The 12,847-nt window shown below is 72.9% G+C and carries 11 protein-coding genes; 2 read left to right on the top strand and 9 right to left on the bottom strand.

All coding sequences use genetic code 11. From position 1 onward, the window contains the following. Positions 1-35 precede the first annotated feature (35 nt). Together ACWXWW_RS08190 and ACWXWW_RS08185 are read right to left on the bottom strand one after the other, a co-directional pair. Complete coding sequence (locus ACWXWW_RS08190) at positions 36-1,082, bottom strand: DUF1648 domain-containing protein (RefSeq protein WP_455969590.1); 1,047 nt, start codon at positions 1,080-1,082, stop codon at positions 36-38. A 27-nt stretch (positions 1,083-1,109) separates the two neighbouring features. Further along, positions 1,110-1,460 (bottom strand): GntR family transcriptional regulator, encoded by a 351-nt coding sequence (locus ACWXWW_RS08185; protein WP_271173795.1) that lies wholly within the window; start codon positions 1,458-1,460, stop codon positions 1,110-1,112. An 86-nt stretch (positions 1,461-1,546) separates the two neighbouring features. On the opposite strand from ACWXWW_RS08185, the gene ACWXWW_RS08180 reads away from it, so the two are divergent. Beyond that, a complete protein-coding gene (locus ACWXWW_RS08180; RefSeq protein ID WP_455969589.1) occupies positions 1,547-2,806 on the top strand; it encodes an APC family permease in 1,260 nt (419 codons plus the stop codon). Positions 2,807-2,809: 3 nt separating this feature from the next. On the opposite strand, the gene hisS is transcribed toward ACWXWW_RS08180, so the two are convergent. The 4 genes from hisS to mfd form a co-directional block, all read right to left on the bottom strand. After that, a complete protein-coding gene (gene hisS / locus ACWXWW_RS08175) occupies positions 2,810-4,105 on the bottom strand; it encodes a histidine--tRNA ligase (RefSeq protein WP_455969588.1) in 1,296 nt (431 codons plus the stop codon). Between the two features lie 25 nt (positions 4,106-4,130). Next, on the bottom strand, positions 4,131-4,811 hold the full coding sequence (locus tag ACWXWW_RS08170; RefSeq protein ID WP_455969587.1) for a MazG family protein: 681 nt from the start codon (positions 4,809-4,811) through the stop codon (positions 4,131-4,133). A gap of 17 nt (positions 4,812-4,828) precedes the next feature. Next, the gene (locus tag ACWXWW_RS08165; RefSeq protein WP_455969586.1) at positions 4,829-5,989 is read right to left on the bottom strand and encodes a Na+/H+ antiporter NhaA; all 1,161 of its coding nucleotides are present in this window, start codon (positions 5,987-5,989) and stop codon (positions 4,829-4,831) included. 87 nt (positions 5,990-6,076) lie between these two features. Then, positions 6,077-9,694: a transcription-repair coupling factor gene (gene mfd / locus ACWXWW_RS08160; protein WP_455969585.1), complete on the bottom strand. Its 3,618-nt coding sequence runs from the start codon at positions 9,692-9,694 to the stop codon at positions 6,077-6,079. Between the two features lie 72 nt (positions 9,695-9,766). On the opposite strand from mfd, the gene ACWXWW_RS08155 reads away from it, so the two are divergent. Continuing rightward, a complete protein-coding gene (locus ACWXWW_RS08155) occupies positions 9,767-10,330 on the top strand; it encodes a hypothetical protein (RefSeq protein ID WP_324014398.1) in 564 nt (187 codons plus the stop codon). A gap of 16 nt (positions 10,331-10,346) precedes the next feature. On the opposite strand, the gene pth is transcribed toward ACWXWW_RS08155, so the two are convergent. The 3 genes from pth to ACWXWW_RS08140 all read right to left on the bottom strand — a co-directional run bounded on the left by pth (position 10,347) and on the right by ACWXWW_RS08140 (position 12,793). Further along, the gene (gene pth, locus ACWXWW_RS08150; protein ID WP_271173802.1) at positions 10,347-10,931 is read right to left on the bottom strand and encodes an aminoacyl-tRNA hydrolase; all 585 of its coding nucleotides are present in this window, start codon (positions 10,929-10,931) and stop codon (positions 10,347-10,349) included. 70 nt (positions 10,932-11,001) lie between these two features. Next, a complete protein-coding gene (locus ACWXWW_RS08145) occupies positions 11,002-11,595 on the bottom strand; it encodes a 50S ribosomal protein L25/general stress protein Ctc (RefSeq protein ID WP_271173803.1) in 594 nt (197 codons plus the stop codon). Positions 11,596-11,809: 214 nt separating this feature from the next. Beyond that, on the bottom strand, positions 11,810-12,793 hold the full coding sequence (locus ACWXWW_RS08140) for an alpha/beta hydrolase (RefSeq protein ID WP_455969584.1): 984 nt from the start codon (positions 12,791-12,793) through the stop codon (positions 11,810-11,812). Positions 12,794-12,847: the final 54 nt, after the last annotated feature.

The raw sequence follows: 12,847 nt of genomic DNA, 5'->3' as shown, positions 1-12,847 counted from the left end.
CCACAGAATCGTAACGGGCCCGCGCGGGCGCGACGTCACGCCCTCGCGCGCTCGGCGAAGCCGGCGAGCAGCGCCGCGGCCGTGTCGGCGTCGTCGACGGTGACGGTGAACGCCTTGCCGTTCGCTCGGGTGACCCGCAGCGCCTCGCCGGCGCGCAGCACGACGCCCCAGCCGCTGCCGACCGCATAGCGCCAGCCCCACCCGCCGTACTCGGCCATCGGGTTCACCAGGACGACCTCGACCGCGCGGATGTCGGACGCGGAGATGCGCACGCGGGGCCAGCCGATCGGCGCGCGCACCGTCAGCCCGGCCTCGTCGACCCGAACGCGGAAGACGCACCCGACGCCGACGAGGAACGTCACGAGCGCCGCCGCGGCGATCGTGATCCAGGTGCCGCCCGAGAGCGCGCCGCGCTGTGCGAGATCGAGGGAGGCGGTCACGAGCGCGATCGCGATGACGGCCGCGGCGGAGACCGCGAGGAGCGCGATGCCGGCGGGCGCCATCGAGGCGGTGCGCGCCCAGACCGCGCGCTCGTGCGTCGCGAGCGCGACCGGACGAGGCCTCTCGCCCTCCTCGTGCGGAGGGTCGATCGTGACGAGCCAGGCCGCGATGCCGAGCGCGACCCCGACCGCGAAGCCCGCGGCCATCCCCCATGCGACCGGAGGCGCGTCCCTCGCGTCGTCCAGACCGACCTGGGCGAAGACGCTCGCGGAGAGCCCGACGCCGAGCAGTCCGACCTCCCACCAGATGACGGCGGCGAGCATGCGCAGGGACATGCGCCGCCCGTGTCGGCGAGTGCGTCCGCTCGCGCCCCCGCGCGCTCCGACGAGCGCGAGCCCCGCGACGAGGAGCGTCGTCCCTCCCCCGACGAGCGCGGTCAGCAGCGGGAGGGTCCACGCCGGCCCGAACCCGTCGGGGCCGCCAGCGGCTCCCCAGTGGATCGCGGCCGGGTCAGGCAGCGCGGGCACCTGCGCGAGCTGCACGAGAGCGAGCGCGAGGTGCACGGCGAGCGGGACACAGAGGCCCACCCAGCGGAAACGGCGGAGCGCCTCCTCCGCGCCGGTGTGCTGCGATGCGGTCATCGTCTCCTCCTCGAGGGTTCGGTCGGTTCAGAGCTCGGCCGCGCGCACGGCGGCCGCGAGCGTCTCGCGGGATACGCCGTGCTCGGTCGCCCGACGCACGAGCGCTCGGATGTCGGCATCGAGCGCCGCGAGCGGAGCCGCCGCCTCGGTCACCACGGCGCCGCGCCCGGGCCGCATCGAGACGAGCCCCTCGTCGCGCAGCTGGCGGTACGCGTGAAGCACGGTGTGCAGGTTCACCCCGAGCGACGCCGCCACCTCCTTCGCGGCCGGGAGCCGGTCTCCGGGACGCGTGCGACCGGCGGCGGCATCCGAGCGGATGGACGCCGCGATCTGCGTGAAGACCGGCTCCTCGCGCGTCGGGTCGATGCGGATGAGCATGCAGTTATTCTAGCAGGACTATAACTTCAGGCGCGCGCACCGTGCGCGTCGTCTCGCCGCCACCCGCGCCTCATATACTGCGGCGCATGACGCCCCCTCCCGCGCTCGCACGACGACTCGGCGTCGGCGACGCCGTCGCGATCGGCCTCGGATCGATGATCGGGGCCGGGGTCTTCGCGGTCTTCGCCCCCGCCGCGGCCGCCGCGGGCCCGTGGCTGCTCGCGGGGCTGGCGATCGCCGCGGTCGTGGCGTTCTGCAACGCGACGTCGTCCGCGCAGCTCGCGGCCGTCCACCCCGTGGCGGGAGGCACGTACGCGTACGGCCGCGCCGAGCTCGGCGCGTGGTGGGGCTACCTGGCCGGATGGTGCTTCGTCATCGGCAAGATCGCGAGCTGCGCGGCGATGGCGCTGACGTTCGCGGCGTACGCGGCTCCCGCCGGCTGGGAGCGGCCCGTGGCCGTGCTCGCCGTCGCCCTTCTTGCCGGGATCAACCTGCTCGGCGTGACCCGCACGGCGCTCGCGACGAAGATCATCGTCGCGGTCGTGCTCGTGTGCCTCGCGGTCGTCGTCGCGGCCGGATGGGCCGCCCCCGCGGCCCCCGGCGGCGCGCAGACGCCGCCCGGGGTCGGGGCGTACGGCGTGCTTCAGGCGGCCGGCCTGCTCTTCTTCGCCTTCGCGGGCTACGCGCGCATCGCCACGATGGGCGAGGAGGTGCGCGACCCCGCGCGCACGATCCCCCGGGCCATCCCGCTCGCCCTGGGCCTCGCGATCGCCGTGTACGCGGTCATCGCCCTCGCCTCGCTGCACGCGCTCGGCGTCGAGGCACTCGCCGCCTCCCCCGCGCCGCTCGCCGACGTGGTCGCCGCCGCGGGGTGGGACGCGGCGCAGCCGGTCGTGCGCGTGGGCGCGGCGGCCGCCGCGCTCGGCGCCCTCCTCGCGCTCATCGCCGGGATCGGGCGCACGACCCTGGCGATGGCCCGCGAGGACGACCTCCCCCGCTTCCTCTCCGCCATCCACCCGCGCACGCGCGTGCCGCACCGCGCCGAGGCCGTGATCGCGCTCGTCGTGATCGCGATCGTCGCGTTCGCGGACCTCCGCGGCGCGATCGGCTTCTCGTCGTTCGGCGTGCTCCTCTACTACCTCGTCGCGAATCTCGCGGCCTGGCGACAGGGCAGCGCCGTGCGCCGCTATCCCCGCTGGCTGCAGGCCGTGGGGGCGGCGGGCTGCGTCGTCCTCGCGTTCACCCTCCCCTGGCAGAGCGTCGTCGCGGGCGTCGTCGTCGTGCTCGCGGGTGCGGCGTACCGTCTCATCCGCCTCGTGGCCGAGCGCCGGGCGTCGGCGGAGTAGACGTCAGGAGAGGGGCTTGAGCTCGAGATCGTCGCGCTCGGCTCCCGCCGACACCGTCGCGAAGGCCGTGTAGCCGTCGGCGGAGGCGCGCTCGAGCAGACCCTTGAGGTTCTTCGTCCGCTGCTCGAGGCGCACGCGCGAGCCCTCCGCGACGAGCGCCGCCTTGAGGGCGAGCAGCTCGGCGACCGGGACGTCGCGATCGTGCACGAGCACGACCGCCTCGGCGACGGCCGCGTCGGCGAGCGAGACGAGGTCGACGATCCGCTCGAAGCCGATCGAGAACCCGACCGCCGGCACGTCCTGCCCGAGGAAGCGGCCGATCATGCCGTCGTAGCGACCGCCTCCGCCGAGCGAGTACGACACCGACGGGTGGGCGATCTCGAAGATCGTCCCCGTGTAGTACCCCATGCCGCGGACGAGGAACGGATCGAACGCGAGGGGCAGCTCGGCGCCGACGGCGTCGGCGCCGCGGGCCGCGCCCACGGCCTCCCCGATGCCGACGAGGTGCGCGATGATCGCGTCGTCGACGCCCTCGGGCAGAGCCCCGCGGATCTGGGCCTCGCCGAAGGGCTCGTGCGCACGCTGCGCGACCTGATCGAGGAAGGACGCGAGCGCGTCGGCCGCCGCGTCGGACGCCCCGCGCTCGCGCAGCTCGGCCACGACGCCGTCGGCACCGATCTTGTCGAGCTTGTCGATCGTGATGAGGACGCCCGGGCGCTCCTCGACGGGGAAGCCGAAGAGGTCGAGCATGGCGTCCAGTGCCCGGCGGTCGTTGATGCGCACGCTCGCGCCCTCGAGCCCGAGCGCGTCGAGCGTGTCGAGCGTCGCGGTGATGAGCTCGGCCTCCGCGCGCGCCGAGGCGTCGCCCATGATGTCGATGTCGCACTGCATGAACTGGCGGTATCGGCCCTTCTGGGGCCGCTCGGCACGCCACACCGGCGCGATCTGCACCGAGCGGAAGACCGACGGCAGCTCGCCCCGGTGCGACGCGTAGAAGCGCGCGAGCGGAACCGTGAGATCGTAGCGCAGCCCGAGGTCGCTCAGCTGGGCCGGATCGTCGGCCGCCGCGCGGACGCCGTCGGCGTCGAGGCCGCGGCGCAGGATGTTGAACGCGAGCTTCTCGTTGTCGCCGCCCACCCCGGCGTGCAGCCGGTCGTACTCCTCCATGACGGGCGTCTCGATCTCGTCGAACCCGTGCGCGCGGTAGCGCTCGCGGATGACGGCGAGCACGCGCTCGCGACGAGCCTTGTCAGCGGGGAGGAAGTCGCGCATGCCGCGCGGCGGGTTCACGGAAGCCATAGCGCCCCCATTCTCCCACGACGGGTCAGCCGCTCTCGGCGTCTCGGACCTCCGTCTCGAGCGCGCGGACGGCCGTGCGCAGCGCGCGCTCGGCGTCCCAGCCGCGGGCGCGGGCGATCGCCACGACCCCGAGGAGGGTGGCGCCGAGCTCCTCCTCGGTCGCCGGCAGCATGTCGGGGTCGTCCTCCGCGATGGCCTCGGCCGCGGCGACCTCCTCGGCGAGCTCGAGCCCCACGCCGACCAGCTCTGCCTTCGCGAGGACCTTCTGGGCGAGCGCGAGCGCGGGCATCGCGTGCGAGACGCCGTCGAGCACCGAGGTGCGCTCGCGCTTCTCGGCGGCCTTGGCGGCGTTCCACAGCTCGAGCACGCGCTCGGGCGTCTCCGCCGTCTCGCCCGCGAACACGTGCGGATGGCGGCGGATCATCTTGTCGGCGAGCCCCCGCGCGACGTCGTCGATCCCGAACGGCTCGTCGGGATGGTGCGAGGCGATCTCGGCGTGGAAGAGCACCTGCCACAGCAGGTCGCCGAGCTCCTCGCGCAGGGCCGCGCGGTCGCCGCTCTCGACCGCGTCGACGACCTCCGCCGACTCCTCGACGAGGTAGGGCACGAGCGCCTCGTGCGTCATGCCCTGCGTCCACACGCACCGCTCGTGCACGTCGCGCATGACGTCGGCGGCGCGCCCCAGCTCGTTCCCCGATCCGCTCATCCGGACATCCTGCCGCATCACGCCGACGTCGTCGCGGCGAGTCGCCGATGGTGCCGCGCGCGCAGCGACACGAGCACGGCAGACAGCGCGAGCGCGATCATCGACCCGCCGAGCACCCCGAGGATGGCCTCGTCGCGGAGGAGGGCGTCGTCGGCGAACGCGAGGTTCGACAGCAGCAGCGACACCGTGAACCCGATGCCGCCGAGGGTGCCCGCCGCGATGAGATCGGGCAGGCGGATCTCGGGCTCGGTCCCCTTCGGGCGGACGGCCATGGCGACCCCGCCGAAGAGCGTGATGCCGATGATCTTGCCGACCGGGAGCGCGATGAGGATGGCCCACAGAGCCGGCGAGAGCTCGCTCGGGGAGACCTGCGGGATGACCACGAGCGCCGAGAAGAACGCGAAGACCGGCAGGATGAGGCCGTTGATCCACGGCTCGAGGACGTGGCGCGCCTGCAGGCCCTCCCCCTGGCGGATGGCGAGACCGAGCAGCACGCCCGCGATGGTCGCGTGGATGCCGCCCTCGAACACGAAGGCCCAGGCGGCGAGCGCGATGACCACCATGAGCGGCACGACGACGAGCTTGTTGCGGTCGGACACGAAGCGGCTCAGGGCGCCGAAGGCGACGATGAGCACCGCGCCGATCGCGAGGCTTCCGAAGTCGATGTCGGTCGCGAAGAGCACCGCGATGAAGACGATGCCGACGATGTCGTCGATGATCGCGAGCGCGAGGAGGAACACGCGCACCTTCGACGGCAGGCCCTTGCCGAACATCGCGAGGACGCCGAGCGCGAACGCGATGTCGGTCGCGGTCGGGATGGGCCATCCGTCGCGCGTGGCCGGATCCCAGGCGATGACGAGATAGATGACGATCGGCACGATCACACCGCCGGTCGCGGCGATGGCGGGCTTGAGCGCCTTGCCGACGGTGTTCAGCTGGCCGTTCGTGAGCTCGTACTGCAGCTCGATCGCGACCCCGAAGAAGAACACCGCGAGCAGCAGGTCGGCGACCCAGTGCGAGATCGAGAGGTCGAGCGGCGTTCCCGGCACCGCGAGATGGAGATGGCTGAAATCGAGCACCGCGGGGCCGACCGGGCTGTTCGCGACGACGAGGCCGACGATCGCGGCGCCGAGGAGGAGGAAGGCGGGGAAGCGCTCGGAGCGCAGGAGCTTGAGCATGGGATCCTTTCAGGACCGACCGGGGACCGGGCGCGATCAGCGCCCGCCGCCGACCAGACTTCCCGGCACACCGCCTCCCACCCTACGTCACTCGGCCGGAGCGTCCTTCTTCGGCGCAGGGAAGAGCGCGTCGAGCAGCCGCCCGACCCAGGCGATGAGCTCGGCGTCGCCGAGGGGCTCGCCGCCCGCCTGCGGAAGGGGGACGACCATGGCCTCTCCCCCGCTCAGGATCTTCGCGCCCGGGTGCAGGCGCTGCAGCCGGACCTTCATCGAATCGGGCAGGTTCGCCGGCGCGATGCGCAGATTGCGCCCCATCGCGACGACATCGGCGAGACCGGCCTGAGCCGCGCGGCGGCGCAGGCGCGCGACGGCGATGAGGCCGTCGACCTCGGGCGGCGGCGCGCCGTAGCGGTCGACGAGCTCCTCCACGACGAGGTCGATGGCGTCGTCCTTCGCCGTCGCCGACGCGGCCGCCGACAGCTTCTGGTACGCCTCGAGCCGCAGCCGCTCGCTGTCGATGTAGCTCTCCGGCAGGCGCGCCTCGACGGGCAGCTCGAGTCGCAGCTCGGTCGGCCCCTCGGTCTCCTCTCCCCGGAACGTCGCGACGGCCTCGCCGATCATGCGCAGGTAGAGGTCGAAGCCGACGCCCGCGATGTGGCCGGCCTGCTCGGCGCCGAGGAGGTTGCCGGCGCCGCGCAGCTCGAGATCCTTCATGGCGACCTGGATGCCGCTGCCGAGATCGTTGTGCACCGCGATCGTCTCGAGGCGGTCGGCCGCGGTCTCGGAGAGCGGCTTGCCCTCGTCGTACACGAAGTACGCGTAGGCGCGCTCGCGACCGCGGCCGACGCGACCCCGCAGCTGGTGCAGCTGCGCGAGCCCGTACTTGTCGGCGCGGTCGATGATGATCGTGTTCGCGTTCGCGATGTCGATGCCGGTCTCGATGATGGTCGTGCAGACGAGCACGTCGAACTTGCGCTCCCAGAAGTCGTCGACGACCTGCTCGAGCTGGTTCTCGCTCATCTTGCCGTGCGCGACCGCGATGCGGGCGTCGGGAACGAGCTCGGCGAGATGCGAGGCGACCTTCTGGATCGTCGTGACCCGGTTGTGCACGAAGAACACCTGCCCCTCGCGCAGCAGCTCGCGTCGGATGGCCGCGGCGATCTGCTTGTCGTTGTGCGGGCCGACGTACGACAGGATCGGGTGGCGATCCTCGGGCGGCGTCGCGAGCGTGGACATCTCCCGGATGCCGGTGACCGCCATCTCGAGCGTGCGCGGGATCGGGGTCGCGCTCATCGCGAGGATGTCGACGTTCGTCTTGAGCTTCTTGAGGGCGTCCTTGTGCTCGACGCCGAAGCGCTGCTCCTCGTCGACGATGAGCAGACCCAGGTCCTTGAAGCGCACCTGCTCGGTGAGGATGCGGTGCGTGCCGATCACCATGTCGATGGACCCGTCCGACAGGCCCTGGATGGTCTCGCGCGCCTCCTTGTCGGTCTGGAAGCGCGACAGCGCGCGCACCTTCACGGGGAAGCCCGCGAACCGGTCCTGGAAGGTCTCGAGGTGCTGCTTCACGAGCAGCGTGGTCGGGACGAGCATCGCGACCTGCTTGCCGTCCTGGATCGCCTTGAACGCGGCGCGCACGGCGACCTCGGTCTTGCCGAACCCGACGTCGCCCGAGAGCAGGCGGTCCATCGGGATCGGGCGCTCCATGTCGCGCTTGACCTCCTCGATCGTCTGCAGCTGATCGGGGGTCTCCGCGAAGGGGAAGGCCTCTTCGAGCTCGCGCTGCCACGGGGTGTCCGGCCCGAAGGCGTGGCCCTTCGCCGCCATCCGCGCCGAGTACAGCTTGACGAGCTCGACAGCGATGTCGCGGACCGCCTTGCGCGCGCGGCTCTTCGCCTGCGCCCAGTCGCTCCCGCCCATCTTCGACAGCGTCGGGGCCTCGCCGCCGACGTACTTCGAGAGCAGGTCGAGCTGGTCCGTCGGCACGTACAGCTTGTCGCCCGGATACCCGCGCTTCGACGGCGCGTACTCGAGCACGAGGTAGTCGCGCGTCGTCTTCGTCGCGTTGCGGCCGCCGCTGGAGACCTCGCGCTGGGTCATCTCGACGAATCGGCCGATGCCGTGCGTCGCGTGCACGACGATCTCGCCCGGCTTCAGCTGAAGCGGGTCGACGACGTTCTTCCGCCGCGACGCGAGCTTCTTGACCGCGCGCGTGTCGCCGCCGATCGCCCTGCCGTAGAACTCGTTCTCGGTGAAGAGGGCGAGCTTCACGCCATCGACCGTGAAGCCGCGCTCGATCGCGGCCTGCACGAGGGTCGCGACCCCCGGCTCCGGCGCCTCGACGAGGCTGTCGACGATGCGCGCCGCGAGCCCGCGCTCCGACAGCACGTCGCGTGCCCGCTCCACGAGGCCGATGCCCGACGCCGCGACGACCACCGACCAGCCGTCGTGCAGGAGCTGCCCGATGTGCGCGGTGGCGCCCTCGACGTTGCCCTGGAAGGTCGGCGTCGCGGAGGCGCGCACGCGGATCGCGTCTCGCGCGTCGGGCACGGCGTCGAGGTCGTCGTGCTCGGCGAGCTCGGCCGCGATCTCGGCCGCTCCCGAGTCGAAGGGGCTCAGGGTCCACCACACGCCGCCGACCGCTCGCACGTCGTCGCGCAGCTGGGCGAGGGTGAGGAAGTCGCCCGCGTCGAGGTTGATGGGCGCGCTCGCTCCGCTCGTCGCGGCGCTCCACGCCGCCTCGAGGAACTCGCGGTTCGTCTCGCCGAGGGTGATGGACCGCGACACCGCGCGCTCGGGATCGACGAGCGCGACCGCCGCGCCACGGGGAAGGTACGTCGGAAGCGACACGAGCGGCCCCGCGAGGACCGGCATGAGCGACTCCATGCCCTCGACCGGGATGCCCTCGCCCATCCGCTCGAGCATCTGGGCGATGCCGGGGTACTCGTGCTGCAGCTCGCGCGCGCGCTGGCGGATGTCGGGCGTCAGCAGGAGCTCGCGGCTCGGCACGAGCGAGACGGCCTCGACATCGCCGGGGAGCGAGCGCTGGTCGGCGACGGAGAAGGCGCGGATCTGGTCGACCTCGTCGCCGAAGAACTCGATGCGATACGGGTGATCGGCGACCGGCGGGAAGACGTCGAGGATGCCGCCGCGGACGGCGAACTCGCCGCGTCGCGACACCATGTCGACCCGGTGGTACGCGAGCTCGACGAGGCGCTCGACGACGGTCTCGAGCTCATGGCCGCGCCCTCCCGCGCGCAGCTCGATCGGGTGCACGTCGCCGAGGCCGCTCGCGATCGGCTGGATGGCGGCGCGGATCGACGCCGTCACGATGAGCGGCGAGGTCGGCCCGGCATGCGCGGCGGCGATGCGGCGGAGGGTCTCGAGCCGTCGGCCCACGGTCTCGGGGCTCGGGCTCAGCCGCTCGTGCGGCAGCGTCTCCCAGGCGGGGAAGTCGAGCACCTCGGCCTCGGGCATCACCGACGACAGCGCGGCGCCGAGCGCCTCCGCCCGCCGCCCGGTGGGCGCGACGACGAGCAGGACGGGGGCGTGCCCGCTCGCACGGCGGCGCTCGAGGAGGCCGGCGAGCATCGGGGCGTCCAGTCCGTCGACGAGCGAGAGATCCGCATCGACGGCCGACGCGGCGAGCGCGTCGCGGAAGGACCCGTCCTGTTCCAGAGCACTGACGATTCCCTGAACAGTCACCGCAGAAGTCTAGTCGCGCCCTCCGACACGGGCACGACGGACATCCGCGCCCCGCCTTCCTAGGATGGGCGCATGAGCGCCGACCCGCAGCCGCCGTACCCGCCCGCTCCCGGCGACCACTCGCCGATCTCCCCCGGCGGCGTCACGCCCGGCCAGCAGCCCTCGGGCGCCTATCTCTATCCGCCGACCGCGCCGTACCAGCAGCCGGGGGATCCGCGCTTCGCCGCCATGGTCGAGGCGCCCGCGCCCGCGCCATCCGCCGCCCTCGGCCGCGTCGCGCTCCTCCTCGCGCTCGTGGCCCTCGTCGGCGGAACGCTCGTGATCGGCGTCTGCTGCTTCCTCGTCGGGGTGCAGGCCGGGCGCACGGACTTCGCGGCGGCGACCGAGTTCGACTGGTCGCTGCTCACGCCGGTGCGCGACGCCGTCCTCACCGGCGAGATCACCGCGTGGGTCGCCACGGCGCTCGGCGTGTGGGCGCTGATCCAGGGCATCGTCGCGATCGCACGACGACGCGGCAGGGGCGCGGGGATCGCCGCCGTCGTCATCGCCGCGGTCGCGCCCGTGATCGTCGCCACGTCCGCCGCGATCGGCTTCTCGATCGGGCTGGCCGCCGGCCTGGACCAGGCCGGATTCTGACCTCGCGCCCCGCCGATCAGGCCCGCGGGGCGTGGAAGCGCTGCTGCGCGGCCACGAGGCCGTCCTCCGCGAGCCGCTCGACGGCGTCGGCCGCGTCGGACACGAGGATCGGGAGCGTCTTGCGCTCGGTCGCGCCGAACGGGTCGAGCACCCAGTCCGCAGGGTCCTGACGGCCGGGTGGACGCCCGATGCCGACCCGCACGCGGGCGAAGTCCGGGGTGCCGAGCGCCTTCGCGACATCGCGGACGCCGTTGTGCCCGCCGTGCCCGCCGCCGGACTTGAGCTTGATGGTGTCGAACGGGATGTCCAGCTCGTCGTGCACGACCACGACGCGATCGGCCGCGAGCCCGTAGAACCGGGCGAGGCCCGCCGCGGGGCCGCCCGAGACGTTCATGAAGGTGTTCGGCTTGGCGAGCACGAGCTTCGCCGCGCCCGGCCGCAGCCACGTCTCGGCCACACGCGCGTTGGCCTTGTGCTGCCGGAACGTCGCGCTGCGGCGCGCGGCGAGCTCGTCGACGACCATCTGGCCGACGTTGTGCCGCGTCTGCTCATACCGCGGGCCGGGATTGCCGAGCCCGATGACCAGCCATGTCTCGGCCATCCTCATTCCCTCCTGGAGACGACGCGAGGGGGTGCGACCAGGTCGCACCCCCTCGCGTGGAAGATCCGCGTCACTCCGCGGCGGGTGCCTCTTCGCCCTCGGCGGCAGCCTCGTCCTCGACCGTCGCGCGCGGCGTGAGGATCGAGAGGATCTGGAGCTCCGGCTCGTCCGCGAGGACGGCGCCCTGCGGGAGCGCGATGTCGCCGGCCGTGATGACCGTGCCGTCCTCGAGGCCCTCGACCGAGACCTCGACGTGCTCGGGGATGTGCGTCGCCTCGACCTCGAGCTTGAGGGTCGCCGTCTCGAGGTTCACGATCGTGCCGGAGAACGACTCGCCGACGGTGGTGACGGGCACCTCGACGGCGACCTTCTCGCCCTTCTTCACGACGAGGAGGTCGATGTGCTCGATGACCTGGCGCACCGGGTCGCGCTGCACGTCCTTGACGAGCGCGAGCTCGGCGCGGCCCTCGACGTCGAGCTCGAGCAGCGCGTTCGCGTGACGGACGATGAGCGCCGTCTCGTGACCGGGCAGCGCGACGTGCACGGGCTCGGTGCCGTGGCCGTAGATGACGGCGGGGATCTTGCCGGCGGCGCGGAGGCGGCGGGCGAAGCCCTTGCCGAACTCGGTGCGGACCTCTGCCGCGAGCTTGTTCTGGTCAGCCATGTGTCTGCTCCTCGTGGGACACGCGGCCGAGCGGAGCCGCATGAAGTTCTGTCGGAAGTCCTCGGCTCGAACGCTGCGCGTGAGGAGGGCATGGGCCCGCATCACCGCGTCGATCACGGATGCCCGTCTCGCGCACGCGCGGAGGCACCCCTCGCCGAGGTCGTCGTCCATGCTACCCGACGCCGGCGGTCGGGAGAACCGCGGATTCCCAGCCTCAGCCCGCGACGAACCCGCTCACCCAGCGGTCCATGCGCGCGTACGCCTCCTCGCGCGCGTCGCGCCGCGAGAGGAACACGTCATGGAGCGCCCCCTCGATGCGCTCCACGGTGACGCTGCGGCCGAGCCGGAGCGACGCGCGCGCGATGTCGTCGACGACGAGGACCGAGTCGACGCGCGTGAGCTCGTCGGACCACCGCGTGGGCGGAGCGCTGCGCGCGGAGAGCAGGACGCAGACCGGCGCGGCGACCCCGAGGCCGGCCGCGACCCGCGCGTGCCCGGCCAGCACAGCGCTCAGCCATCCGGCATGGACCGTCATCGTCTGCTCGGGGCGCCAGAGCGGGTTCACCTCGACCGGGTCGTCGGGATCGGCCGCCTCGCGCTGGGCGCGGGAGTAGTAGCCCAGGTCGACCTGCGGCGCCGCGTCCATGGGGCGCCAGCGCGCCTGCATCTGCACGACGGGGGCGATCGCGGTGCGCACGCCGCTCAGCTGGAACTCGAGCCACGGGCTGTTGAGGATGAGCGCGCTCGCGACGTCGGGATGGCGCGCGGCCCAGAGGCTGAGCGTGAGGCCTCCGGTGGAATGGCCGAGCAGGACGAGGCGCCGCCCCACCGCGGGCTGCATCGCCGCAAGCGCCGCCGCGATGTCCTCGTCGTAGACGTCGAGGTCGGTCGTGTACCCGGGCGTCTGACCGGGCCGGAGGCTCCTGCCGTACTTCCGGAGATCGAGCGCGAAGAAGCGCGCGCCGCGATCGGCCCAGAAGCGCGCGAGCCGGCGCTGGAAGAAGTAGTCCGACCATCCGTGCACGTAGAGGACGTCGACGTCCTCGAGCGGACGCGCGCGCTCGAGGAACCGGCGCCGCCGCGGGAGGTGCCGGACGAGGGTGGCCACGACGTCGCCTTCGCCGTCGGCAGCGAGCGGCAGCTCGAGCTGCTCGAACCCCTCCCCCAGGATGTCCGGGGCCCACGCGCGCGCCGCCATGGGCCGAGCCTATCGAGGAGGGCCCGACGACGCCCGCGACTACGATGGAGGGCG

The sequence above is a fragment of the Microbacterium sp. KNMS genome (assembly GCF_053851835.1).
This window is presented reverse-complemented; position numbering and strand designations above follow the sequence as displayed.

What these genes read in the sequence shown, in the direction of transcription:
- ACWXWW_RS08190 (WP_455969590.1), bottom strand. Translation starts at nt 1,082, where the DNA reads ATGACCGCATCGCAGCACACCGGCGCGGAGGAGGCGCTCCGCCGTTTC.
- ACWXWW_RS08185 (WP_271173795.1), bottom strand. Translation starts at nt 1,460, where the DNA reads ATGCTCATCCGCATCGACCCGACGCGCGAGGAGCCGGTCTTCACGCAG.
- ACWXWW_RS08180 (WP_455969589.1), top strand. Translation starts at nt 1,547, where the DNA reads ATGACGCCCCCTCCCGCGCTCGCACGACGACTCGGCGTCGGCGACGCC.
- hisS (WP_455969588.1), bottom strand. Translation starts at nt 4,105, where the DNA reads ATGGCTTCCGTGAACCCGCCGCGCGGCATGCGCGACTTCCTCCCCGCT.
- ACWXWW_RS08170 (WP_455969587.1), bottom strand. Translation starts at nt 4,811, where the DNA reads ATGAGCGGATCGGGGAACGAGCTGGGGCGCGCCGCCGACGTCATGCGC.
- ACWXWW_RS08165 (WP_455969586.1), bottom strand. Translation starts at nt 5,989, where the DNA reads ATGCTCAAGCTCCTGCGCTCCGAGCGCTTCCCCGCCTTCCTCCTCCTC.
- ACWXWW_RS08155 (WP_324014398.1), top strand. Translation starts at nt 9,767, where the DNA reads ATGAGCGCCGACCCGCAGCCGCCGTACCCGCCCGCTCCCGGCGACCAC.
- pth (WP_271173802.1), bottom strand. Translation starts at nt 10,931, where the DNA reads ATGGCCGAGACATGGCTGGTCATCGGGCTCGGCAATCCCGGCCCGCGG.
- ACWXWW_RS08145 (WP_271173803.1), bottom strand. Translation starts at nt 11,595, where the DNA reads ATGGCTGACCAGAACAAGCTCGCGGCAGAGGTCCGCACCGAGTTCGGC.
- ACWXWW_RS08140 (WP_455969584.1), bottom strand. Translation starts at nt 12,793, where the DNA reads ATGGCGGCGCGCGCGTGGGCCCCGGACATCCTGGGGGAGGGGTTCGAG.